The 25,134-nt window shown below is 60.3% G+C and carries 23 protein-coding genes; 18 read left to right on the top strand and 5 right to left on the bottom strand.

From position 1 onward, the window contains the following. Positions 1–211: 211 nt before the first annotated feature. The 8 genes from AC07RO_RS16505 (at position 212) to AC07RO_RS16470 (ending at position 10,006) form a co-directional block, all read left to right on the top strand. Positions 212–2,794: a M10 family metallopeptidase C-terminal domain-containing protein gene (locus AC07RO_RS16505; protein WP_495086578.1), complete on the top strand. Its 2,583-nt coding sequence runs from the start codon at positions 212–214 to the stop codon at positions 2,792–2,794. 280 nt (positions 2,795–3,074) lie between these two features. Further along, the gene (locus AC07RO_RS16500; protein WP_495086577.1) at positions 3,075–4,094 is read left to right on the top strand and encodes a LacI family DNA-binding transcriptional regulator; all 1,020 of its coding nucleotides are present in this window, start codon (positions 3,075–3,077) and stop codon (positions 4,092–4,094) included. Continuing rightward, positions 4,078–5,082: an ABC transporter substrate-binding protein gene (locus AC07RO_RS16495; RefSeq protein ID WP_495086576.1), complete on the top strand. Its 1,005-nt coding sequence runs from the start codon at positions 4,078–4,080 to the stop codon at positions 5,080–5,082. Before AC07RO_RS16500 ends, AC07RO_RS16495 begins: the two co-directional genes overlap by 17 nt. 48 nt (positions 5,083–5,130) lie before the next feature. Beyond that, positions 5,131–5,952: an ABC transporter permease gene (locus tag AC07RO_RS16490; protein ID WP_495086620.1), complete on the top strand. Its 822-nt coding sequence runs from the start codon at positions 5,131–5,133 to the stop codon at positions 5,950–5,952. Further along, positions 5,949–6,743 carry an ABC transporter permease gene (locus AC07RO_RS16485; RefSeq protein ID WP_495086575.1) on the top strand — a complete coding sequence of 265 codons (795 nt, stop codon included), beginning with the start codon at positions 5,949–5,951 and terminating at the stop codon, positions 6,741–6,743. Before AC07RO_RS16490 ends, AC07RO_RS16485 begins: the two co-directional genes overlap by 4 nt. Then, entirely contained in the window at positions 6,740–7,771 is a 1,032-nt protein-coding gene (locus tag AC07RO_RS16480; protein ID WP_495086574.1) for an ABC transporter ATP-binding protein, read from the top strand. Before AC07RO_RS16485 ends, AC07RO_RS16480 begins: the two co-directional genes overlap by 4 nt. 22 nt (positions 7,772–7,793) lie before the next feature. Then, positions 7,794–8,627 (top strand): phosphodiesterase, encoded by an 834-nt coding sequence (locus AC07RO_RS16475; RefSeq protein WP_495086573.1) that lies wholly within the window; start codon positions 7,794–7,796, stop codon positions 8,625–8,627. 224 nt (positions 8,628–8,851) lie between these two features. Further along, positions 8,852–10,006, top strand: coding sequence for an ATP-binding protein (locus AC07RO_RS16470; protein ID WP_346629006.1), 1,155 nt, complete (start codon positions 8,852–8,854; stop codon positions 10,004–10,006). 21 nt (positions 10,007–10,027) lie between these two features. Here the strand turns inward: AC07RO_RS16470 and AC07RO_RS16465 are convergent, their stop codons facing one another. The 4 genes from AC07RO_RS16465 to AC07RO_RS16450 form a co-directional block, all read right to left on the bottom strand. Then, positions 10,028–10,267, bottom strand: a complete 240-nt coding sequence (locus AC07RO_RS16465; RefSeq protein WP_346625741.1) for a hypothetical protein — start codon at positions 10,265–10,267, stop codon at positions 10,028–10,030. Between the two features lie 202 nt (positions 10,268–10,469). Next, positions 10,470–13,388: a putative bifunctional diguanylate cyclase/phosphodiesterase gene (locus AC07RO_RS16460; RefSeq protein WP_495086572.1), complete on the bottom strand. Its 2,919-nt coding sequence runs from the start codon at positions 13,386–13,388 to the stop codon at positions 10,470–10,472. Positions 13,389–13,419: 31 nt separating this feature from the next. Further along, on the bottom strand, positions 13,420–14,268 hold the full coding sequence (locus tag AC07RO_RS16455) for a phosphate/phosphite/phosphonate ABC transporter substrate-binding protein (protein WP_495009450.1): 849 nt from the start codon (positions 14,266–14,268) through the stop codon (positions 13,420–13,422). 452 nt (positions 14,269–14,720) lie between these two features. Next, on the bottom strand, positions 14,721–15,179 hold the full coding sequence (locus AC07RO_RS16450) for a hypothetical protein (protein ID WP_423574285.1): 459 nt from the start codon (positions 15,177–15,179) through the stop codon (positions 14,721–14,723). Positions 15,180–15,512: 333 nt separating this feature from the next. Here AC07RO_RS16450 and AC07RO_RS16445 point away from each other — a divergent pair, with 333 nt between their 5' ends. Beyond that, positions 15,513–16,193: a GntR family transcriptional regulator gene (locus tag AC07RO_RS16445; protein WP_192172554.1), complete on the top strand. Its 681-nt coding sequence runs from the start codon at positions 15,513–15,515 to the stop codon at positions 16,191–16,193. 220 nt (positions 16,194–16,413) lie between these two features. Here AC07RO_RS16445 and AC07RO_RS16440 read toward each other — a convergent pair whose 3' ends face one another. Beyond that, positions 16,414–16,740 (bottom strand): NIPSNAP family protein, encoded by a 327-nt coding sequence (locus tag AC07RO_RS16440; RefSeq protein WP_495086571.1) that lies wholly within the window; start codon positions 16,738–16,740, stop codon positions 16,414–16,416. A 192-nt stretch (positions 16,741–16,932) separates the two neighbouring features. Here AC07RO_RS16440 and AC07RO_RS16435 point away from each other — a divergent pair, with 192 nt between their 5' ends. The 9 genes from AC07RO_RS16435 to AC07RO_RS16395 all read left to right on the top strand — a co-directional run bounded on the left by AC07RO_RS16435 (position 16,933) and on the right by AC07RO_RS16395 (position 25,077). Further along, the gene (locus AC07RO_RS16435) at positions 16,933–17,814 is read left to right on the top strand and encodes an NAD(P)-dependent oxidoreductase (protein ID WP_423574287.1); all 882 of its coding nucleotides are present in this window, start codon (positions 16,933–16,935) and stop codon (positions 17,812–17,814) included. Positions 17,815–17,828: 14 nt separating this feature from the next. Further along, positions 17,829–19,256, top strand: a complete 1,428-nt coding sequence (locus tag AC07RO_RS16430) for an aldehyde dehydrogenase family protein (protein WP_495086570.1) — start codon at positions 17,829–17,831, stop codon at positions 19,254–19,256. 92 nt (positions 19,257–19,348) lie between these two features. Beyond that, a complete protein-coding gene (locus AC07RO_RS16425; protein WP_192172558.1) occupies positions 19,349–19,753 on the top strand; it encodes a carboxymuconolactone decarboxylase family protein in 405 nt (134 codons plus the stop codon). A 49-nt stretch (positions 19,754–19,802) separates the two neighbouring features. Then, the gene (locus AC07RO_RS16420) at positions 19,803–21,143 is read left to right on the top strand and encodes an MFS transporter (protein WP_346625748.1); all 1,341 of its coding nucleotides are present in this window, start codon (positions 19,803–19,805) and stop codon (positions 21,141–21,143) included. Between the two features lie 27 nt (positions 21,144–21,170). Beyond that, positions 21,171–22,094, top strand: coding sequence for an NAD(P)-dependent oxidoreductase (locus tag AC07RO_RS16415; RefSeq protein ID WP_346625749.1), 924 nt, complete (start codon positions 21,171–21,173; stop codon positions 22,092–22,094). Further along, positions 22,091–22,480 carry a cupin domain-containing protein gene (locus AC07RO_RS16410; protein WP_495086569.1) on the top strand — a complete coding sequence of 130 codons (390 nt, stop codon included), beginning with the start codon at positions 22,091–22,093 and terminating at the stop codon, positions 22,478–22,480. Before AC07RO_RS16415 ends, AC07RO_RS16410 begins: the two co-directional genes overlap by 4 nt. A 148-nt stretch (positions 22,481–22,628) precedes the next feature. Continuing rightward, positions 22,629–23,393, top strand: coding sequence for a carboxymuconolactone decarboxylase family protein (locus AC07RO_RS16405; protein ID WP_192172562.1), 765 nt, complete (start codon positions 22,629–22,631; stop codon positions 23,391–23,393). A gap of 80 nt (positions 23,394–23,473) precedes the next feature. Then, a complete protein-coding gene (locus tag AC07RO_RS16400; protein ID WP_192172563.1) occupies positions 23,474–24,313 on the top strand; it encodes an N-acyl homoserine lactonase family protein in 840 nt (279 codons plus the stop codon). Further along, positions 24,310–25,077: an SDR family NAD(P)-dependent oxidoreductase gene (locus tag AC07RO_RS16395; RefSeq protein ID WP_423574292.1), complete on the top strand. Its 768-nt coding sequence runs from the start codon at positions 24,310–24,312 to the stop codon at positions 25,075–25,077. Before AC07RO_RS16400 ends, AC07RO_RS16395 begins: the two co-directional genes overlap by 4 nt. Positions 25,078–25,134: the final 57 nt, after the last annotated feature.

Raw genomic sequence — 25,134 nt, 5'->3', positions numbered from 1 at the left:
TGTAATGAATTCAGGGATGTCTCGTCACCCGGCGTTTCACTCCCGCGACTGGATGGCGCACCGAAAAGTGCCACGCAAACCCATACAGCCCATCCGACGAAAGCCTTCGAACCGGCACTAACAATCCGGAACTCTGCCGGTCCAACCTGTTCCCCGAGCCGGTTGCGACAACCGGTTCACAGGTCGTCAGTATTCCAGGCAGGAGCAGCGCATGAGCATCACCCCCACTTTCGATATCCGCAATTACGGCGCCAAGGGCGACTCCGTCACTGACGATACCGTCGCCATCCAGAAGGCAATTGATGCCGCAAGCGCTGCGGGTGGGGGCAAGGTTTACATTCCTGGCGGCACCTGGCTTGTGTCGGACAGCGACGGTTCGGGCAACGCCTTGGCGCTGAAAAGCAACGTCACCCTCACCGGGGAGGGCGCAGGTGACAGCGTGCTCAAGCTGGCCGAGGGCGCCGGATCGAATACCACCGCTCTGTTGGGCGTGGTAGCAGGCAGCAGCGTGCGAGACGCGACCGTCAGCAATCTCTCGCTGGATGGCAATCAGGTCAGCGGCAGCGGGCACGTCAGTGGCTGGTCTCAGTCGGGGGCGAGCAGTACCAATCTGTTGATCGACGGCGTCACCGCGACGAACTTCAGCGGCAGCGGTTTTGACCTGACCGGCGCGTCGGTGCATCTGACGGTGCGCAACAGCACGGCCACAGACAATGCCTCTGACGGTTTCGTGCTGGGCGGGTCGCTGCCGGCGCTGACCTTCCAGGACAACCGCGCGCTGGACAACGGCGGCAATGGCATCAATGTGGGGCTTGGCAGCGTGGCGATGTCGCTGACCGACAACCAAGCTTCCGGCAACGCCGGCGACGGCATTCACGTCCATGAAGAAAGCGGCGTCGACACCGGCTTTTTCAGCGTCATCGGCGGCGACGTCTATGGCAACGGCGGTGATGGCGTGCACATGCGCGGCATCGAATACGGCGGCGTGTATCGCCTCGACATCCATGACAACGGCGGGTCAGGCGTCAATCTGCAGGGCACGACCCACATCGAAGTGTCCGACAACGTCATCCACGCCAACGCGCAGAGCAACGACGTGCCGGAAGTGGCGATCCGCAACCTGGGCAGCGAGAACGGCACGCAGAATTTCGTCTACGACAACCTGATCACCGGCAGCGCCGGATCGACCTGGGGCGTGGCCGAGGTGCCGTCGGACGTGGCGAGCGTCGAAGGCAGCGTGATCTTCGGCAACGTCATCAACGGCACTCATTCGGGCGACATCAGCGCGGCGGGCAACAACACCCAGGTCTACAACAACAGCGATGTGCTGATTGTGCGCGGCAGTGCGGGCGCCGACACCCTGATCGGCAGCCGTTCGGACGAATTCATCAGTGGCGGAGCAGGGCGCGATCGCATCGACGGCGGCGCCGGTGACGACGTCATCCATGGCGGTGCAGGGGCGGACCGCCTCAGCGGCGGCACCGGCAGCGACGTGTTTCGCTTCACTTCGGTCAGCGACAGCTATCGCACGGCCACCACGTCCTTCACCGATCGCATTACCGACTTCAACGACGCCAGCGACCGTCTCGACCTGACCCTGCTGGGATTGTCAGGGCTGGGCAATGGCCACAACGGCACGTTGAAGGCGTCCTACAACGCTGGCACCGACATTACCTACCTGTCGAGCCTGGACGCCGATGCCGCCGGCAACCGCTTTCAGCTGGCACTCGACGGCAACCACCTGAGCACGCTGAGCGCGACGAACTTCTTTTCGTCGATTACCGGCACGGCCAATGACGACAAGCTGTTTGGCACCGCTGCCGATGACGTGCTGATCGGCGGCGCAGGGCGAGACACGTTGTCCGGTGACGGCGGCGCAGATCGGTTGCTCGGCGGCAGCGGCGGCGACACGCTGACGGGTGGGGCTGGCGCAGACACCTTCGTGTACACCAGCGTCAGCAACAGCCTGCGCAACGATGCCAGCGGCAGCTACGCGCAACGCGACCTGATCACCGATTTCAACAGCAACGGCCATGATCGCCTCGACCTTACTGCCCTGGATTTCAAGGGCCTGGGCAATGGCTATGACGGCACGCTCAAAGTCGTGTTGAACCTGGCCGGCGACCAGACGGCGCTGAAGTCGCTGGAGCCGGACGCCGACGGCAACCGCTTCGAAATCCTGCTTAACGGCAACCACCTCTATGACCTGACCGCGAGCAATGTACTGTTCGCCAACCCCGATGACACGCGCACCGATTCGTCTCAGCCACTGACCTCGGTGAACGCCACCGGCACGGCAGGCGCCGACACGCTGTATGGCGACTGGGGTAATGACACCCTGTTTGGCCTGGCGGGCAACGACGTGCTGGCGGGCAGCGTCGGCGATGATTTGCTGGTTGGCGGTGCTGGCAGCGATCGGCTCACCGGCGGATCGGGTGAGGACACCTTCCGCTTCGATCACATCAGCGACAGCTACGTCGGCGCGGCGGATCTCATCACCGACTTCACCACTGGCCACGACACGCTGGATGTTTCAGCGCTGGGCTTCACCGGATTGGGCGACGGCCGCGACGGCACCTTGCAGGTCAGTTACAACGCCAGCAGCGACCGCACCTACGTGCGCAGCAACGAGGCGGACAGCACAGGTCAGAAATTCCAGGTCACCCTGGCGGGGGATTACAGCCATAGCCTGAAGGCCGAGGATTTCGCTTTTAGCCCGGCAGCGAACGCGACCGAGATCAAGGCCGTGGGCGTGCAGGCAGCGATGGACCATGTGGTTTTGTCCGACGCCTGATCACCTTCAACGCATGCGGTCTCTGAGGCTGCACGCGATCTCAGTGTAGGACCGGCTTCAGCCGGGAAGAGGGCAGCCCGCACACCCTAAGATGTGCGGTGTGACACCTGACGCATTCCCGGCTAAAGCCGGTCCTACAGTGGGTTGAGCCAGTCCGACTTCCGCCTGGCAGTCAGGCCTGCCTCACCCAATGACTCCAATCTGTCACATCCTCGCCCCTGAATTGCCACATTGACGCCGTAATGTCCTCGCCAATGAGATCGATCTCAAGCGAGTGAACATGAGTGACCTGAAAGAAGTCGCACGGGTGGCCGGGGTTTCCAGAGCGACCGCCGCCCGCTGTTTCGCCTCTCCCGAAGTGGTGCGTCCGACGACCCGTGACCAGGTGTTCGCCGCCGCGCGGGAACTGGGGTTTCGCCCCAACCTGCTGGGCCGCCAGTTGCGCCTGCAGACCACCCAGCTCATCGGTGTGGTCGTGCCGAGCCTGCTCAACCCGGTGTTCGCCGAACAGTTTCAAGCCATGGAGCGCGCCGCGCGGTTGCGGGGCTACAACCTGTTGCTGGCGACCACCGATTACAGCGCCGAGCGGGAAAGTGCGGTGGTTGAAGAACTGCTGCGCCAACGGGTCGATGGACTTGTCCTCACTGTGACCGATGCCCACAGCAATCGCGTGCTGCAAAGCCTCAGCACCGAAGACACGCCCTTTGTCCTCGCTTTTCACCAGCCCGGCAGCACCGAATACAGCGCGGTCTCGGTGGACAACCGTGCCGGTATGGCCCTTGCCACGCGCTATCTGCTGGACGCCGGTCATCGACGCATCGGCATGGTCGCGGGGCCGACGCTGCAGTCCGACCGGGCGCGGCAGCGTTACGCGGGCTACTGCGACGCCATGGTTGAACACCGCTTGAACGCCATGCCCATCATCGAAATGCCCAGCCACACCCAGGCCGATTTCACCGCGCTCGCGCCGTTGCTACGAGGCCCTCACGCGCCCACCGCGCTGGTCTGCTCCAACGATTTGCTGGCGATCAGCCTGATCGCCGAACTGCGCCGCCACGGTTGGGCGGTGCCCCAGCAGCTGTCGATCATCGGTTTCGACGGCATCGACATAGGCACCCAGATGCACCCGACCCTCTGCAGCGTGGTTCAGCCGATTGCCGCCTTGGCCACCACCGTCATCGATCAACTGCTGGCACAAATCGCCGGCGCCGCCCCGACTTCCCACTGCCTGCCGTGCCACATCCGGCCGGGCGAAAGTACTCAGCCCTACGAGGAGACGCTCCATGATCCGCTTCCGTAAAACCCTGGCGGCCCTGCTGCTGTGTGGCGTGGCCAGCCTGACCCAGGCCGCCGAAACCGCGATTTGCTACAACTGCCCGCCGGAATGGGCGGACTGGGGCACTCAGCTCAACGCCATCGCCGACAGCACCGGCGTGCAAGTGCCGCTGGACAACAAGAACTCCGGCCAGTCCCTGGCGCAACTGGTGGCCGAAAAAGCCGCCCCGGTGGCGGACGTGGTGTATTACGGCGTGACCTTCGGCTTGCAGGCGCAGAAGGCTGGCGTGGTCGGCACCTACAAACCCAAAGGCTGGGAGCAAATTCCCGCAGGCCTGAAGGACCCGGAAGGGCACTGGTTCGCGATCCACTCCGGCACCCTCGGCATCATGGTCAACGTCGATGCACTGGGTGGCTTGCCAGTCCCGCAAAGCTGGGCTGATCTGCTCAAGCCGGAATACAAAGGCATGGTCGGTTACCTCGATCCGTCCAGCGCGTTCGTTGGCTACGTCTCTGCCGTGGCGATCAACCAGGCCATGGGAGGCACCCTGGACAACTTCGCGCCGGCCATCGACTACTTCCAGAAACTGGCGAAGAACTCCCCGATCGTGCCCAAGCAGACGGCCTATGCGCGGGTACTGTCCGGCGAATTGCCGATCCTCGTGGACTACGATTTCAACGCCTACCGCGCCCGCTACAAGGACAAGGCCAACGTCGCTTTCGTCATCCCGAAGGAGGGCAGCATCAGCGTTCCTTACGTGATGAGCCTGGTCGCCAACGCGCCCCATCAAGCCAACGCCGAGAAGGTGCTGGATTTCGTGCTCTCCGAGCAGGGCCAGGCGCTGTGGGCCAAGGCGTATCTGCGTCCGGTTCGCACGATGAAGATGCCGGCGGACGTCGCCGCGCAGTTTTTGCCGGACAGCGATTACGCCCGCGCCGGTGTGGTGGATTACCAGCACATGGCAGACGTGCAGGAAGCCTTCGCCGCGCGTTACCTGAGCGAGGTCAAGTAAGTGAGCAGCACGGTGTTGAAGGCGCAGAACGTGGCCGCGCGTAGGTTGTTGAAATGGCGTCTGCGCCCAACAGCCGCGTGGGCCCTGGCACCCGCGGCGGCGGTATTGGCGGCGTTCTGGCTATTGCCATTGGCGCACCTGATCGTGCTCGGCGGACAGCAGCGGGATGGCGCCGGCAGCGGATATTGGCAAGTGCTCAGCAGCCCGCAGTATCTGGGCAGCCTGGCGCAAACCTGTGTGCTCGCCGTCGTGGTGACGCTGGCGGCGCTGCTGGTCGGCGGCATCACCGGCGTGTTCCTCGCCCGACAGCGCTTTTTCGGACGCGCCACTCTGGTGGCGCTGCTGACCTTTCCCTTGGCGTTTCCTGGCGTGGTGGTGGGTTTTCTGGTGATTTTGCTGGCAGGGCGGCAGGGTCTGTTTGCCATGCTCGGCCTGAAACTGGCCGGTGAGCGCTGGGTGTTCGCCTATTCCCTGGCGGGCCTGTTCCTCGGCTATCTGTATTTTTCGATTCCGCGGGTGATTCTTACGATCATGGCCGCCTGCGAAAGCCTCGACCGCAGCCTGGAAGAAGCCGCCCATTCCCTCGGCGCCGGGCACTGGCGGGTGGTGTATGACGTGATCATTCCCGGGCTGGCGCCAGCGCTGGTGTCCTGCGGGGCGATCTGTTTTGCCACCTCCATGGGCGCGTTCGGCACAGCCTTCACCTTGGGGACTCAACTGAATGTCACCCCCGTGGCGATCTACAACGTGTTCACCAACTACGCCAACTTTACCGTCGCGGCGGCGCTGTCGGTGGTATTGGGCGCGCTGACCTGGGCGGTGTTGCTGCTCGCGCGGCGCATGGTCAAGCAATCGAGGACCGTCCTGTGAAGCGTTCTTCGCTGTTCATCGCGCAACTGCTGTTCACGCTCCTGGTCTGCGCGTTCATGCTGGTGCCGGTGCTGATGTCGTTGGTGGCCGGGCTCACCCGCAATTATTTTCAGGGCGTGTCCAGCGGACTGACCTTCGACTGGATTGCTCAAGTCTGGCAGGCCTATTCGCCGACCGTCTGGCTGTCCCTGCAACTGGCCCTGGCCTGCGCGGTGTGCGTCTGCGTGATTGGCGTACCGGCGGCGTACGCGCTGGTGCGAATGAACAACCGCTTCAGTCGCGCCTTCGAAGAATTAATGGTCTTGCCCGTGGCCATGCCCGGCCTCGCCAGCGCCCTGGCCCTGCTGCTGACTTATGGCCAGTTCGGCAGCTTTCGCAGCAGTTGGCTGTTCATCCTCGTCGGCCATGTGCTGTTCACCCTGCCGTTTCTGGTGCGGCCGGTGATGGCAGTGATGCAGCGTCAACACCTGCCGACGCTGGAGGAGGCCGCCGCCAGTCTTGGCGCCGGGCCGTTGCGACGGTTCTTCAGCGTCGTGGTCCCCAACTGCCGGGCGGGGATTCTCGCCGGCGTGCTGATGGTGGTCACGCTGTCCCTGGGCGAATTCAACCTGACGTGGATGCTGCACACGCCCATGACGAAAACCCTGCCGGTCGGTCTGGCGGACAGTTACGCCTCGGCGCGGCTGGAGGTCGCTAGTGCCTACACCCTGATATTTCTGTTGATGATCGTGCCGCTGCTGGTTGCGTTGCAGGCCATCAGCGCGCGCCTTTCCCGTGGAGAGCAAAGATGACTGGAACCACGCTGCGGCTGATCGGCTGCCGCAAGGCTTTCGCCGACGGCACTGTCGCCGTTCACGACCTCAACCTGACCATCGAGGCGGGGGAGACCCTGGCGATCCTCGGCCCGTCCGGTTGCGGTAAAACCACCACGCTGCGGATGATCGCCGGGCTGGAACGGCCGGACGTCGGCCAGGTGTTCTTCGGCGATCAGGACGTCACCCGTCTGCCCATCGAGCGCCGCGACGTCGGCATGGTTTTTCAGAACTACGCGCTGTTTCCCAACCTCTCGGTGGAAGGCAACATCGTGTATGGCCTGAAAGTGCGCGGCATTGCCGTCGCCGAGCGCAACAAGCGCTGCGCCGAACTGCTGGAACTGGTTGGCCTGCAGGAACACGCCAAGCGCGGTATTCACGAGTTGTCGGGCGGGCAGCGGCAGCGGGTGGCACTGGCCCGCGCTCTGGCGCCACGGCCGAAAGTCCTGCTGCTCGACGAACCCCTTGCCGCACTGGACGCGCAGCTGCGTGAACGCCTGCGCAGCGAACTCGATCAGCTGCTGCGCGGACTGGGCATTACCTCGGTGTTCGTCACCCACGATCAGGGCGAAGCCATGGCTCTGGGCGACCGGATCCTGGTCATGCAGCAAGGGCGCATCGCCCAGCTTGGCACCCCGCGGGAAATCTATCAGCAGCCGGCCAACCCGTTCGTGGCCGGTTTCGTCGGCAATCTCAACGCCTTCTCGGTGGCAGGCCGCTCCGTCAACGGCCTGAAAGTCAGCGGCGGCGAACTGCCGTGGAGTGGGGCGGGTGAGCCGTCCACCGTCTATTGCCGGCCCGAGCACCTGCGGGTGGTGAAGCGCGAAGGGCACCTGCACGGGCGTTTGCTCTGTCAGTTCTTTCAAGGCGCCCAGAGCCGTTTGCTGATTGAAGTCGGCGCGGCGCAACCCTTGCTGGTCGACAGCGCCGACAACGTCATTCATGCCTCGGGTGATCTGATCGCCTTGGCCGTCGAGCCGCAGGCGTTGTTCGCCCTGCATCCGTAATCATTGTGTAAGTGAGTTGAATGTGAGCGTCCCGTTTCTCATCGCGCAGATCAGCGATCTGCACCTCAAAGCCGGCAACAAGCTGACCTATGGCGTGGTCGACACCCTCGGCGCGTTGCGTCGCGCGGTCGACCATCTGAACGCCAGCACGCCGCGCCCGGACATCGTGGTGATCAGCGGCGATCTGGTGGATTTCGGTCGGCCGGATGAATACGCCGTCCTGCATCCCGAGCTGGCGCGCTTGGTCATGCCGTACTACCTGGTGCCCGGTAATCATGACGTTCGCGAGCACCTGCTGGCTGAATTCGCCGATCACGTTTACCTGCCGCTTTGTCCCAAGTCACCCCTGGATTGGGTCGTCGAAGAGCACCCGGTGCGCCTGATCGGACTGGATTCGACCATTCCTGGCGCCCACGGCGGGCAAGTGCTGGACAGCCAGATGGCCTGGCTCGATGAAGTGCTTGGCCGGCGCCCGGAGGTGCCGACCTTGCTGATCATGCACCACCCGCCGTTTATCACCGGGATCGGCCACATGGACCGCGAGGCGTTCATCAACGGCGCGGCGCTGGAGCAAGTGATCGCCCGTCACCCGCAAGTCGAACGTGTTTTGTGCGGGCATTTGCATAGGCCGATGCAGCGGCGCTTTGCCGGCAGCATCAGCTGCACCTGCCCGGGCACCTCGCACCAGATCGTGCTCGACCTGCGCGAAGATGCCCCGGCGCATTTCAACCTCGAACCGGCAGGCTACCTGCTGCATCGCTGGGATGCGGAACAGGGCCTGGTCACCCACAACGGCATGTTCGGTGATTACCCGGGGCCGTATCCGTTTTATGACGCGCAGGGGCTGATCGACTAGCTCGCACCATCCCGGAGGTTGTCCTATCGTCTTGGCCCGGCGAGGCCTGGAGGGTTGCGGGCCTGTGGGTGCCGCTGCATCGCTAAAATGACATCATCTATAATCAGTCTATAGTCGCTCTATAGTGATTCTATAATCCGCTATAAACGTAAAGTTTCACCCTTTCTATAATTGGTCTATAGTCGCTCTATAATTGCCTATAGAGCTGTGCTTGAGGTCTACAGATGCCCGAAATCTTCTACCACCGCCCCGAGTTGGCCGCCCGGCTTTCGAAGCTGATCATTCAGGTATCTGTGGGCAGCTCGGCCAGTTCAGGCGTCTTCCTGGCAGCGCCACGGCGCACCGGCAAATCCACCTTCGCCCGTGAAGACCTGCGCCCTGCGCTGGAAAAAGCGGGGGCGATTGTGCTGTATGCCGACCTCTGGCAAGACCTGACCAAAGACCCCGGCCTTGTCATCGTGGAAGCCATACGCGAAGCGGTTGGCCGAAACGATGGCTTCATCACACGGCTGGCCAAGGCTTCCGGGATAGACAAGGTCGCTGTAGGCGGCTTGAATTTCAGTCTGGATAAAATCGGCCTCGGCAAGGACATCGACCTCACCACGGCGCTGGTGGCGCTCTCCGACGAATCGCAGAAGCTCATCGTTCTGATGATCGATGAAGCGCAGCACGCGATTACCACCGAGGCGGGTGTGGCGGCGCTGTTCGCGCTCAAGGCGGCGAGGGACGAACTCAACAGCTCCCGGCACCACGGCCTGCGCATCGTTTGCACCGGCTCGAACCGGGACAAGCTGGCCATGCTGCGCAACAGCAAGGACCAGGCGTTCTTTGGGGCATCAATGGTGCCGTTCCCTACGCTCGATCAGAACTACATCGACTGGCTGTGCGCCAACATCGATCTGCCATCCCCGCTCGATCCGGCAGAAGTGTTCCAGCTGTTCAAAGAAAGCGGCTATCGGCCCGAATTGCTCGGCGCAGCGGCTGATGCCATTCGCTTCGATTTTTTCATCGACCCTGAAAACGTACGTGAGCGGTTTGCCGAGCTTGTTCGCGCACAGGCTGATGAGTTGAATGCGAACCTCAAGAAGGTGATCCACAGCCTCACCCCGATTCAGTCGGCCGTGATTCGCGTCATGGGCAGCATGGGCGATAACTTCGCCCCGTTCGAGGCGCCCACCATGGCGTTGTACGCCACAGCGATGAAGCAGGCGGGCATCCCGGAAAGCGACATCAAGGTTGAGGTGCCGGGCGTGCAACAAGCGCTCATCGCGTTGCAGGAAAAGAATCTGGTCTGGAAGGCTTCGCGGGGTGTGTATGCGGTGGATGAGCACGTGATCGTTGATCTGCTGCGCGCCGACGGGCTGCTGAAAGGTTTGTAGCCTCGCGGCAGCCCAAGATGCTTACCTCTTGAGCGCGATGGCCTCCTGGACAAGGCACTCAAGGGCGAACTGCTCAGTGTAGGTCATCTGAATGGGCGTGGTTTCGCCCTTGACGGTTCTTTCGCCGTCCAGGATGTAGCGGATGCGCTTGTCGGTGACACCGATGCGCTTGGCGATCCACGAAGGTGTTTGGCCAATCCGCGAAATCAGCTTGTCAGCGTAGTCGGTAGAAGGGTTATAGAGTTCTGCGTTGGGTGTCATGTGACGTCCGGATAGAGGTTAGGCGCTGTGTGTTCAGGCGAATGCTGCACAGTGTGCCCATAACCGGGCTGCGTCGCGACCCCGATGGTGTTCGCCAGAGCTGCGACGGCTCTGAAGGGGGAGGCCCCGGGGAAGACATTCACCCTGGGTTCAAGCGCCGCTGCCCGTCCTGGCGGGTCGCGCAAATGCTGCAGATACTGATTCAGGCAAAATCAGGTTCAGAAAATCTTATAGCCAACGTGCGTGAAGATTTAATCATGGCGGCACACTCATCACTTGTGACGGGTTTACTGAAAAGATAGCCCTGAATTTGATCGCAGCCATGTTTGACAAGCAACTCTAGTTGGTCAGATGTTTCGACGCCTTCCGCAATGACGTTTAGATCCAGTTCGTGCGCCAATACGATGACCGCGCGGGTGATCGCCGCGTCTTCATGATTGCTTGTTATATCTTTTATGAACATTCTATCGATTTTAAGAGTGTCGATAGGGAATCGCTTCAAGTAGGCCAGGCTGGAATAACCCGTTCCGAAGTCATCGACCGAAAGACCTATGCCATATGACTTTATCTCTCGAAGTATTTCAACCGCCGACTCGGGTTCAATCATCAGCACGGATTCAGTGAGCTCGAACTCTAAAAGAGCAGGGTGGATACCGTATTCTTCCAGGATATGCCTGACGATTTTAGCCAGTCCTTTTACCTGAAGCTGCCTGGCTGAAAGGTTGATGGCGATCGGTACCACTCCGAGATTGTTATCTTCCCAACGTTTTAGGGTTTCACAGACCTTCCGGATGACCCATTCGCCCACAGGAATGATCAGGCCGGTGTCTTCAAGCATAGGGATAAAGTCAGCGGGAGAAACCAGGCCGAGCTCTGGATGATTCCACCTCAGTAACGCCTCCAATCCACTGATGCTGCCGTCTGTGAGGCTGACCTTGGGCTGGAAATGCAGAATGAACTCGTCGCGATCAAGCGCGCCCCGCAATAGCGTTTCAGTTTGCAAACGCTTGACGGCACTTTCATTCATCTCGGCAGTGTAAAACTTGAAATTATTACGACCGCTCTTTTTTGCATGGTACATGGCGGTATCAGCATGCTTGAGGATGACGCCAGCGTCATCCCCGTCAAAGGGATAATTAGCAATGCCAACACTCGCTGAAACGAATATATCCTGACCGCGAAGATTAAATGGTTTCGCCAAAGCGTCGACAATATGGGTCGCGAGCGATTTTATGGAGCTCTCCGAATAAGCAGCCTGTGTGACAACAATCGAAAATTCATCGCCCCCCAGCCGCGCAACCAGACTGTCGTCATCGATATATTCCTCCAGGCGCCGACTTGCCTGGATGAGCAATTCATCCCCTACGGAATGCCCCATGGTGTCGTTCACGGTTTTGAATCTGTCCAGATCGATGAACATGACGCTTATTGCAGAGGGCGCTGATGCAGTGCGGCTGATTGCAGTGTGCAGGTAATTATTCAGAAACCAGCGATTAGGCAGATGTGTAAGCGAATCATTTTCGGCCAGATAGGTGAGCCTTTTCTTCGCGTCATCCCGTTCAAGCGCGGCGGCCAACAGGTTTGCCAACGTTTGGAGGTAGCTAACATCTTCACGGGTAAAGGGCTGCCCCGTGGTGGCATAGACTCCGAGCACACCCTTAAAGGCATTCCCGCACGGTATATCGACCTCTATACGGCTTCCAATGCGCTCAGCTTCCACGGTGTCAATCGACAGCAACTTGTACGTTGCATCAGGCGTATCGGAAATAATCTCAAGCCCGCCAGAAGAACCCATACCGCTCAAGAATTCATTCGTGTAGCCATTCCGGGCATCAACGCTGGTAAAGCCGGTCCTGGCGTTGAGGATGACTCTGTGACTCACTCGATCAACGACTAACAAAGCGGCCCTACCCATGCTCAACCCTTGCGCGGCCGTCAGTGCGGCCAGTTCACCCAGGGCGCTGACGTTTTCCTCTGTCAGTGCCTGCTGGCCAAACAGGGCGATCAGGTTTTGCCTTCTGGCGTTATCGAGAATCGCATCCTCAAACTCTTTTCGATCCGTAATATCGATGTCGATGCAGATATATTTTTCAACGCCGCCCCTGTCATCGAGAATAGGGATGATGGTGCGTTGATGCCATTTCTCCTTACCGGCAAGACCGGTAAGCCTGACCTCACCGTTCCACACTCCGCGTTCAGGTGCCCACTGCCACGGCTGAGTGGTTGAAGACATGCCGTTCCAGACTTGATCGATCGTCAACTCTAAAAGCTCGGCCCGGGAACGCTGTGAGCTTGTCACGAATCGTTCGTTGACATAGGTGATGCGACCGGACGGCGAACATTCGCAAACGATTGAAACCTCATCCAGGGCGTTTTTATGCTGCACCAGGGTGTTCATCAACGATTCGATGCGCTGACCAAAGTGATTACGCATGTTTGCCGCAGTACGGTTTACCGCTTTGATTGCTTCCTGTATTTCGACGGGAGCATCTGCGACCAACATAGCCTCTGCTGCCACTTCGCCGGAAGCGATTTCCGCTTCATAGGAGTGAAGCTTGTCCAGCTGGGCAAGTGAACGCTTGATCACCCAGCCCATCAATAACAAACTTGTGAGCAAAAAAAGCACTGCCAGTACCGTAGCTTGCACCACCAGATTACAAAGTTCGGTCGCTATTTTCTCGGCGTTGAATGACAGGCGCATCACGCCATAATCTTTCCCACCGATCGTTATCGGACGGTTGACATCGAACAATCGTGCAGCGACCTCGGACTCTATCCATGCGGGGGCTCTGCCAACCGGCGCGCTGGGCGCCTGCAGGCGAATGACGCCACCTGACAGGTCAATAAACATGGCGGATTGGAATGGCGAGCGAGCCAGGGTCTTTTCGAGGGTTCTTTTGATGGTGTCGTAATCGCCGATGACTACGCTTTCCTCCACGGCTTGCGCGGCAACCTCGATCAGCATATTGGCGGTGTCTTGGATTTCCTCGATATGTTGAAGAAGCTGATTTTTATAAAACAGACCCAGGCCGGCCGTAAGGAATACGACTATCAGAACAGACAACATTCCCAATATTTGCGACGTCAGCGATTTTGGCAGCAGGCTTTTAAAGAAAGTCATTAATAGCCTCTCCAGCTAAATGTCAGATTATTTACTTAAGGTTTGCCGGCAAGCTGCTGTAAAAATCACGATAGGAAGCGTAATCCGCTGCCGTCGCAGGAATAAAGGTAATCGGTGCCGGTGCATGAACTAACTCGGTCGCCTCATGAAGAATCTTGCTGCCGTCTTTATCGTACTGCATGTTGAAAAATGCGTTGGCTACCGCATCAAGTTCTTTCTGAGAAATACGAGGGGAGGCCATGAGGGCTAAATCATTGAACGAGGACGAACTCCACAATACGCGGAACGATTGACCTTCTCTCTCCGTGTAGCCGCTGACAAGCTGTGAATTGACACCCATCGCCTGAGCCTTGCCGCTGAGCAGCTGGCTGAAGGCGCCGTCCATGTTTCCTGCAAATACCGTAGACGTATGTATCCCTTTTTTTACCAGTTCCGAGCTGGTGACTTTGTAAGCAATAAACGCTTCGGGGCCGGGGTACACGACCTCTTTGCCTTCCAGTTCGGAAAGGCTATGGATGGGCGAATCGGCGGGGACCACGATTTGTCCTTCGAGGGCAGGGGCGTCACGGCGGCCAAATACCTTCCAGCCCATTTTGTCGCGCTCAGGGCTGAAGAGATGATTGGTAAATGCAAAATCAACCTCTTGTGCGAGCACATAACTGGTCGTGTCAGAGGAGGTGCGGCCTAATTTCAGCGTGAGGTTCACGCCGCTTTTTTCGGACACGTACCGTATGATCGGGTTCCAGAAAGTGGCTGAGAGATTAAGGTTGTATTGATTGACAGGCGAGAAACTATAGACTTTAAGATCTTCAGAAGCGGCGATAGTTGAAAGGCCAAACGACAGCGCAATAAGGATAGCTTTGCAGGTCAGACGTAACATTACTTGTTGGCTCCAGATGTATATCAGTTTCTGACTCAAAGGTGATGAGCGTTAATTAAACTCAGCAATCCAATATAATCGGCCGAAGAGGGGAGATCTTAAGCACCGTTTTCTTAAATAATTAGTTAACTGCACTTGGATCCACTGATCCGCTTCTTATCCCTGACCCCATTGACGAAGGCCGTTATCCCGTCCTCGTTTGGAGGGGCGTGCGAAGGTTGGCTCTCAAGGGCTTCAGCGCTGGAGTGGACCCGGTGTTCGGAGGCGTGTTTGATCTGTTCGCCGGGTGAGGCGGCCCTTGACCTTCGGCAGATGCTTGCCAGGTTCCGTACGTAGATTCGCCGAGCGGCGATCAGGCAAGGCAAGAACAGGTGAAGAACGACCTGGGTCCCGTTTGATTTGAGTCAAAGGGGCTTCATCGTCGGCTATCGATTTCTTTGGCCCATTGCACCTTACGGCGTAGGTAGTCCCAGCCGGTGTGCTTCAGCGCTCACATTCATCGGTTTGCCTTTCAGCATCGGCTTATGCCCGAGGAGGGCAATGGCTGGCTCAAGGCTGTCGTCCGAAGGAACCAGCAGGGCTTGAAGGCTTTCAGGATTGATGACTCCCCAGTTGGATAAATCATGACAACCGCTGCCGCCACAGACAGCTTGATAGATGATCCGGCTAGCGTGATTTGCATCGGTGTCGCATTCGCCGCCGATGAAATCCACATTGCTGTACCGCAAGACTGTTGAACGAGTGCCGCGTTCTACCCGGAGAACAACGTCTGCGCCTTCTGTTGATCGCAATGGCCTGGTCGCATCTACCGCAATGGTGACGGTTGCCCCGGCACACTGGAATTGCTCCTGTGCCGACGCTGGCAGAGAAAAGATGGCTGTGAAAACAAAGACGCTTGCAATCCGTAGCATGGAAAAATCTCAGGTTATCAATGAGTGGATGCTAGCAGCGGGCTGAGTGCAGAGGCGAGCCGCTTTGAGTAAGAAAGGAGTAACCGCTTGTGGGCCATAACTTCAGCCGCGACGCTAAAGCGCATGCGACCTGAATGCCTGGCCAGTCTGCTGCCCCGGCGCATGCCGAACGACCACCGGATCACCTGCTGATTTAAATTCCCCGTAAATTCCTGTAATACAATACGATTGCTTTCGACGGGTCGCATCATGAGGATCGGCCCGCAGGTTCAAAGTGACCCTTGCTCCACGAGGGTCTCCATCACGGCATTTACAGGTCATCAGGGATACAGCATGAAAGTACTACGTCAGGCATCGTCCTTGCGGCATCAAGTGCAGGATGCACTGCGCAACGAAATCATCTCGGGGCGTTTCAAACCCGGCGATCGTCTGGTCGAGCAACAGCTTTACACGGCCCTGGACGTTAGCCGCACGTCGTTGCGCGAAGCGTTGCGGCAGCTCGAAGCCGAAGGCCTGGTGGAGCAGGTGCCCCATCGCGGCGCCTATGTCGCTTCGGTGGATGCCAAAGATGCGGTGCAAATCTATGACGTGCGCGGTGCGCTGGAAGTCCTGGCCGTGCGCAACTTCGTTCGTTACGCCACCGACGAAGACGTGGGCGAATTGAGTGAAGTCTTCGACGAATTCGCCGAACAGTCGCGCACCACCAGCGTCGATGGCACAGCCTTGCTGGACATCAAACGACGCTTCTACCACGTCCTCCTCGACATCGAACAAAGCCGCGTCGTCGGCAGCATGCTCGAACAGCTCAACAACCGCGTCAGCCTTCTGCGCGCCTTGTCATTGGGCCGGGAAGGGCGCATGCCTCACACCCTCGCCGAACTCAAGGAAATCGTCCGCAACATCCAGTTGCGCGATGAAGAAAGTGCCTGCGCTGCGGCATTGCTCCACGTCGAGAACGCTTCGAAAAACGTCCTTGAACTGCTGGCAGCGACAGGGGCGCATGCGGTCGAGTGACGGTTCGCCGCCGTACGTCGACAGCACGCGATGCGGTGATGTCACGAGTCGCGAGGACAGCACAGGCGCGTGTCAGACGCCTTGTCTGGCAGACCTTCGCCATTCACTGCGGTCTTGCCTCCAGCGGCGCCGACAGGTGTCGCATCAACCCTGACTGGAGTCCGCTCACGCAGCCGTTACCGCAGCAACGGATATTCAAACGGCCTTCAGCGCTCTCCTTTCATCGCAACGCCGAATACCCCGTCGGCGCCATGAACTGCACCTCGATCCGCTCCACGATAATCGTCTGGGCTTCAGTCGCCGCGCGTTTGGCGATCCACTCGGCGTCCGCCTGAAACGCATTCCACTTCGTCTCGCGCTCGGCCAGGCTCTCCCACTGCAACAGGTACGTCAGCGACTGATTGGTCGCCCCCGTCAGGTTGGTCCAGAAGCCGACCTGCCCGATCCCGTACTTCTCGAAAAATCCCAGCGTCGTGCTGGTGAACCGGTCATGCAATGCAGGCAGACGGCCGGGAGCACAGTGATAGGTGCGCAATTCAACGATCATTTTTCTTCTCCTGTTAGGGCTGCTGACAAAAGTTGCGAGCAGGTGCCGCTGGTAAGAAAACGTAAATTATCCTATTGACCGATTGTATGACAGCCCTATAGTTTTATTTCACCTGCTGGTGAACGTCACGCAGGAAAGGCTGACGCCGCCTCGACGCCATTGACAAGAACATAAAAATCAAAGGGCACGGACATGACGCAACCGCAACGTATCGGCTTCATCGGATTGGGCATGATGGGCACTCCCATGACGGCCTGCCTGGCCAAAGCCGGCTTTGAACTGTTTCTCGCTGACGCCGACGCCGGCCGTCTGCGTGATGTGCAGGCGACCCTGAACGCCAGCGCGCTCACCGCCGAGAACGCTAAATCCCTCGACATCCTCATCACCATGCTGCCGAACTCGGACATCGTCGAGCGTGTGTTGCTGGGCGAAGACGGCTGGGCCGCGTCCCTCGCGCCGCAGGCTGTGGTGATCGACATGAGTTCTTCGGAACCCGCGCGTTCCCGTGAACTGGGGCAGCGTCTCAAGACACTCAACCTGCACTACCTCGACGCGCCCGTTTCGGGAGGAGTGAAGCGCGCCGTGGACGGCAGCCTGGCGATTCTGGTGGGGGGCGATGCCGAGGTCCTGCAGCGTTGCCGCCCGGTGCTCGACGCCATGGGCAAGAACATCCTGCACATCGGCGACGCCGGTTCGGGTCATGCGGCCAAGGCGCTGAACAATTTCGTGTCGGCAGCGGGCTTGATGGCCACGGTTGAGGCGCTGCATGTCGCCAAACGCTTCGGCATTGACCCCGGCGTCATGGTCGACGTGCTCAATGCCTCGAGCGGCGGCAGTAACACTTCGCTGAACAAAGCCAGGCAATTCATGCTCAGCGGCACCTTCGGTTCGGGCTTTTCGATGCAGCTGATGAACAAGGATCTGAAAATCGCCAAGGGGCTTTCGGACGCGCTGGATTACCCGATGCTCTTCGGCCAGAGCGCGATCAAGGTCTGGAACGACGTGGCGCAGGATGCCACGCCTGCCACGGACCACACCGAGATGTACCGCATGCTGGCCAGAGAAGGCGAGTGAAGGAGCCCGATGCCATGTCGAACGCTGACAGGTTTTACATCGACGGGCGCTGGGTCGAACCGGCGTCGCCCTCGTGGTTCGACGTCATTGATCCGGCCACCGAAACCGTGGTCGAGCGCCTGGCGTTGGGCGATGCCACCGACGTTGACCGGGCTGTGGCTGCCGCTCGCAAAGCGCTGCCGGGTTACGCCCGGACGTCCGTCGCCGAGCGCATCGCGCTGCTGCAGCGCATCGTCTCGATCTACGAGCGTCGTCAAGAAGAATTCGCTCAGGCGATGCGCGTCGAGATGGGCGCACCCATCACGTTTTCCCGCAAGTTTCAGGTGCCGCGCGGTTGGCTGCACCTCAATCAACTGATCGATGTGCTGAAACGCTTTCAGTTCGAAGAAACTCGGGGCACTACCTTGATCCGGCATGAACCCGTGGGTGTCTGCGGCCTGATCACCCCGTGGAACTGGCCGATCAACCAGATCGTGGTCAAGGTCGGGCCTGCCCTTGCGGCGGGTTGCACCATGGTCCTCAAGCCCAGCGAATATTCACCGCTGAGCAGCCTGCTGTTTGCGCAAGTGCTGGACGAGGCGGGCGTGCCACCGGGTGTGTTCAATCTGGTCAACGGCGACGGGCCGGGAGTGGGCGCGGCATTGTCGGCACACCCGGACATCGACATGCTGTCGTTCACCGGTTCGACCCGCGCGGGCGTGCTGGTGGCCAGATCGGCCGCCGATACGGTCAAGCGCGTGGCACAGGAACTGGGCGGCAAGTCGGCGAACATCCTGCTGGACGACGTTGACCTGCAGGATGCCGTGACCCGCGGTGTCGCCGCCTGTTTCACCAACAGCGGCCAGTCGTGCTCGATCCCGACGCGCATGCTGATCCCGCGCCACCTGATGGACGACGCCATCCAGATTGCCAAGGCTGCCGCCGAAGGCTACAGCGTCGGGCCCACGACGGATGAAAATACCCAGCTCGGCCCGCTGGTCAATCGGGAGCAATGGCGTCGGGTGCAGGCACTGATTCAAAGCGGTATCGACGAAGGTGCGCAGTTGGTGACGGGTGGGGTTGGACTGCCGCCGGGCATCGAGAAGGGCTACTACGCCAGACCGACCGTGTTTGCCAACGTGGCGCCGGACATGACCATTGCTCAGGAAGAAATCTTCGGGCCCGTGCTGTCGATGATTGCTTACGACAGCGAAGCGCACGCACTCGCCATCGCCAACGGCACCCACTACGGCCTGGCGGCGTACGTGCAATCGGCCGATCAACAGCGTGCGCGTCAGGTTGCCCGCCAGTTACAGGCCGGCAGCGTGCATGTGAATTACCCGCCAGCCGATTTCGCCGCGCCGTTCGGGGGCGTGAAGCGCTCCGGTAATGGCCGCGAGTGGGGCGAGTACGGCTTGCGCGAGTACCTGGAAGTCAAGTCTGTGGTGGGCTACGGCAACTGAGCCGGCCAACCGCTTCGCCGCACGGCTGAAAAAAATTTGCCCATTTCAACTGTATGACAATCAGTCGATCGTACGAAAAAGGTGAGAAGAACATGAGTGACAATGCGAACCACAACGAACGCTTCAACCAGGGCTTCAATAATCGAAAGGAAGTGCTCGGTGACCGCCATGTCGAGAAATCCTGGGCGGCGGCCGACGACTTCAACCGGCCCATGCAGAAGATGGTCACGGAGGTCTGCTGGGGCGAGATCTGGGGCGACCCGACCCTCTCGTTCAAGACCCGCAGCATCATCAACATCGCGATGCTGACTGCCATGAGCCAGCACCATGAACTGGGCGTTCACGTACGCGGCGCCTTGCGCAACGGTGTGACCCGGGAAGAAATCCGCGCCGTGCTGATGCAGGCGGCGGTGTACTGCGGCGCGCCACTGGGCCTGGCGGCCTTCCGTGTGGCGTCCGAGGCGATCAAGGCCTATGAGGCCGAAACCGCCAGCTGATCGTTCCACCTCCATGCTTGCGTCCGACAATAACTATAAGGAAAACGTCATGAGCACCTACGCCCCAGCCAGATCGGCGGCTGAAACCGAACAGTCGATCGAGCATAAGAGGAGGAACGCCATCAAGGGCGCGTTTTTCTCCGAATACATCGACATGTTCGACATCTACTTGCCGGTGGTGGTGTTGTCCCCGGTGTTGTTCTATTTCCAGCCCGCGCAACTGTCGCCCGGCATGGCGGCGATTCTGGCCTCGCTGGTGTTCATCACCACGCTGCTGGGCCGCCCCATCGGCGCCTTGCTGTTCGGCATGATCGCTGACAAGACCGGGCGGCGCATGGCGTCGATCTACTCGGTATCCGGCTTCGGCGTGGTCACGCTTCTGATCGCGTTGCTGCCCGGTTATGAAAGCATCGGCATCGCGTCGTACTGGCTGCTGGTGCTGCTGCGTTTCGTCGACGGCATTTTTCTCGGCGGCGGTTACACCGGCGCGATGCCGCTGGCGATTGAGTATTCGAAAAAGCACCAACGCGGGTTCGTGGGCGGCTTGATTATCGCCGGCTTCCCGTTGGCCTACGTCACCATCAACCTGGTGGCGATGCTGATGTTCATGCTGTTCCCCCTTGATGGGCCCGGCTCGCCTTACGTGCAATGGGGCTGGCGCATTCCGTTCGTGATCGGTGCCGTGCTGGCGGGCATGTTGGCGCTGTACTACGTCTACGCGGTGTCGGAATCGGAAATCTGGGAAAGCGAAGCGGGCAACAAACCCCGCGAGAAGCTGCCGCTCACCGATCTGCTGCGGGGCAAAAGCGGGCGCAACCTGCTGCAAGTGTTGCTGATGATGACCGGCTTCTGGCTGACCCAGAACATCATCACCATCTTTCTGCCCACCGGCTTGCTGCGCAACACCTTGCACCTCTCGGGCATGGAGGTCACCGGGACGCTGCTGATCGCCTATTCGGTGCTGTTCTTCAGTTATATCGCGTCCGGCATGATCGGGCAGAAGATCGGCCGTCGGCGCTTCTTCATCATTCTCGGGCCGATCATCGCCACCCTGGGCGCCGCGATCATGTACGTCCTGGCCAACGTCCAGGGGCTCACGTTGCCGGTGATCATCACGCTGGTCTGCGTGCTCTCGGTGCTGGTGACCGCGCCATGGGGCGTGATCGTGACCTACATCAACGAGCGTTTCGTGACCGACGTGCGCGCCACCGGCTTCGGTGTCGGTTTCAGCCTGTCAGTGATCATCCCGTCGTTCTACGCCTTCTACATGGCCTGGCTGGGCGAATTCATGCCGTTCACCGTTACCCCGGCCGTGCTGCTGGTGATTGGCGGCGTGATCGCGACCATCGGCGCCTACATGGGGCCGGAAACCAAAGACGTGGATTTCTAGAATTCTCTGCACGTGAGGAGAGCTGTCGTGAATAGCAAAACCGTGGGTTTCATCGGTCTGGGCAACATGGGCGGGCGCATGACGCGCTGCCTGGTGAATGCCGGGCTGAGCGTGCTCGGGTATGACACCGACGGCGAGCGGGTCAAGGCCGCTGGCGCGCAGGTGGCCGGATCGGTCGCCGACGTGGCGGCCGAGGCCGGCGTCGTGCTGCTGTCGCTGCCAGACAGCAAGGTGGTCGAGGCCGTCGTCGAAGGGCCGAACGGACTCCTGGAGCATTGTCGCGAGGGGCAGGTGGTCGTTGATTTGAGCACTGCGGCGGCGAGTTCGACGATGCGTTTGCACGGGCTGTTTGCCGAGCGCGGCGTGCAGTACGTCGACGCCGGGATTTCCGGTGGCGCGGCAGCAGCGGAGAAGGGCGCGCTGACCTTGATGGTCGGTGGCGACAGCGCGACCGTGGACACCCTGGCGTGGGTGTTCAAGCCGATCGCCAGCAAGGTGTTCCTGATGGGCGAAAGCGGTGCCGGCCACACCACCAAACTGCTGAACAACTTCCTCAACGCCGTCAGCCTGGCGGCCACGGCGGAGGTGATGGTTGCCGGCAAGAAGGCGGGCCTCGACCTGCATCGCTTGCTCGACGTGTTGAACAGCAGCAGTGGGGTGAATTTCGCCACGCTCAACCGCTTCCCGCACATCGTCGATGGCAATTACCTTGAAGGCGGCCTGACCGGCAAATTGATGACCAAGGACGTGGTGCTGTACCTGGATCGCGTCCGCGAACTGGGGGTCGCCTCGCTCAATGCATCGGGTCCGCTGGCGAGCTTCGGCCTGCAAACGGCGCTCGGCTACGGCGACCTGATCAGCAACCGCGTGGTAGACGCCATCGGCGACCTGTCCGGTGGGGTACGCCTGCACGAATCGGCCATAGAGAACAAGAAAGGAGACAAGGCATGAAAGTTTTTCACGGCGCTGTCGAAGGCGCGATTTCCGAACAGCGTGGCGCGACGTTCACCGGCGTGGTCTGGGCCGACCCGGTCATGCCCACCACGGATGGGGTGACCATCAACAACGTTTCGTTCTGCCCCGGCGCGCGCACCTACTGGCATTACCACGAACAGGGGCAGGTGCTGTACGTGACGTCGGGCAGCGGCTGGATCTGTCTGGAAGGCAGCGCGCCACAGCCCATCCGCCAGGGCGACACCGTGTGGATCGGCCCCAATGAGCGGCACTGGCACGGCGCCAATACCACGAACTTCATGGTCCACACCGCCACGTCCATCGGCAAGACCGTGTGGCAGGAATCGGTGGCAGATGTGGATTATCTGCGTGGGGCGGATTGAGCCTGAACGCCGTCATCCCCTGTCAGAGCGAATTCATTTGCGAATCGATAGGGCAGACGACAAAGGCCTGTCGGATGTTCCGGCCCATCGTGAATGAATTGGCGCCCGCAGGTCATGCAACGCTCTTCAATGTTCAGCGAGGAACACCATGAGCCTCACCGAAAAACAACAACAGGCCAAAGCCGCGTTTGAACGTCACGGGACCTGGAATGCCGGCTGGGACAGCCTGCTGCGTCTGGACCCCGGTTTTGTCGAAGCCTACGCCGGTTTCGCCTCAGTGCCCTGGCAGAAGAATCACCTGCCGCACAAGGTCAAGTCGTTCGTCGCCCTCGTCGCCAGTGCCAACGCCACACACCTGTTCCAACCCGGCATTCAGGAACACATCCATGCGGCCATTCAGCACGGCGCGACCCGCGAGGAACTGACAGAGGTGCTGGAACTGATCAGCACGGTCGGCATTCACGCCTCCAACGTCGGGGTGCCGGTGTTGCTGGAAGTGCTGGAAGAAGAGGGCATGCGCAACGGCCCGGCACCCCTGGATGCGCGCCGCGAAGCCCTCAAGGCGAGCTTCATCGAAAACCGGGGCTATTGGCATCCGTCCTGGGAGGGCCTGCTGGAACTGGACCCGGAGATGTTCGAAACCTACGTCGAATTTTCCTCGGTGCCATGGCGCACCGGCGTGCTGGAGCCCAAGGTCAAGGAGCTGATGTATTGCGCCTTCGACGCTGCCGCCACGCACCTCTATGTGCCGGGCCTCAAGCTGCACATGCGCAACGCGCTGCGTTACGGCGCGACCAGGGAAGAGATCATGGAAATGCTGGAGATCGTCAGTGTCATCGGCATCCATGGCGCGCAGCTGGCAGCGCCGTTGCTGGAGCAGGCTCTGGAGGCGGCGCCCAATAATCCTCGATAACGCTGCGTCCCGACTCCTCTAACAATAACGACGCCGCAAGCCATCAGGCCCTGAACACAGACCTTATCTGGAGTTTCCCCATGAACACGCCATCGACCGTCAGACCGGACTGGACCGACCCCGAAGTGATTGTGGTGCGGTACGGCACCCGGCAGACCACCAAAAGCGAGTGCTATTACAACTTCGGCGCTTACCGCGAACCGGACGCGGCGATGACCATGGACTATTTTTTCTGGATCTTCCGCAGCGCCGAGCAGACCATCGTCATCGACACCGGTTTCAGCCCGGAAGCAGCAATCGCCCGTAAACGGCAACCCGTGGTCGCGCCTGCAGATGCATTGGCTCGCCTTGGCATCGACCCCAAAGACGTCAAATTGCTGGTACTGACTCACGCCCATTACGACCACGCCGGGAACCTGGGCCTGTACCCCAACGCGAAGATCGTCATGTCGCGCAAAGAGTTCGAATTCTGGGGCACCGACATGGGCAAACGCCCGCAGTACGGCCACCACATCGACCCGCTGGACATCGAACGCATTCAGGCGCTGCACCGCGAAGGCCGCATCACACTGCTCGACACGCCGCAGAACACGCTGATTCCGGGCATTGAGCTGTACGAACTCGGCGGCCATACGCCGGGGCAGATGGCCGTGGTGGTGGAAATGCCTGAAGGCCCGGTGATCCTCGCCTCGGACGCTATTCACTATTACGACGAACTGGAGCAGGACCGGCCGTTCGCGGTGCTTGACAGCCTGGCGGACATGTACCGGGGCTACGAGCGCATTCGCGAATGGTTGCAGCGTCCCGGTGCGGTGGTGATTCCTGGCCATGACCCTGACGTGATGAATCGCTTCGCGCCCGTTGATGCGAGCGATCCCTCGTTCGCGGTGCGTATCGACGCCCACGGAGCCGGAGTATGAATGGGCGCACGGCACTGGTGACCGGGTCGTCGGACGGCCTCGGGCTGGCGATGGGCAAAGGCCTGGCCGCAGCGGGGTATGACGTGGTCCTGCACGGTCTGGCCGCGCCTGACGCGGTGCGCCAGGCCCGTGAGGATCTGCTGCGCTCCCACGATGTGCAGGTGCGTTATGTGCAGGCGGACCTGTCCACGCCAGCGGGCGTCGAGGCGTTGATCGCATCGGCAGGGCGGGTTGACGTGCTGGTGAACAACGCGGTGATCCGGCATTTCGCCCCCCTGGATGAGTTTCCCCTCGCGCGTTGGGATCAGGCCCTGGCGGTGAATGTCACGGCGGCGTTTCTGGCGATTCAGCGGGTGTTGCCGGGAATGCGTGAACGGCGGTGGGGGCGGATTTTCAATCTGTCGTCGGCCTACGGATCGCGAGCCATCGCCAACCGCATCGATTACGTAACCACCAAGACCGCGCTGTTGGGCCTGACCCGCGCCGTGGCGGTGGAAACCCAGGGGCAGGGCATTACGTGCAACGCAGTGTGCCCTGGCTCGGTGCTGACACCCAACATCGAAAGCCGACTGACTGCGCTGATGGCCGAAAAACAGCTCGACCGGCAGGCCGCGACCGTGGAATTCCTGCAAGGCAAACAGGCCACCGGGCGCTTCATCGAGGCCAGTCACGTGGCCGATCTGATCGTCTACCTGTGCAGCGAATCGGCCAGCTCGATCACCGGCGCGACGTTGCCGGTGGATGATGGGTGGATGGCGGGGTGAGCCATGCACCAAAAGCACCCGCAGTGGTGACAGCGTCAGACCTTAAGAAAATGGATA

Source organism: Pseudomonas sp. GW821-FHT07F05 (assembly GCF_059418765.1).
The sequence above is the reverse complement of the archived record's forward strand: the minus strand, read 5'-3'. Positions and strand labels throughout refer to the sequence as shown.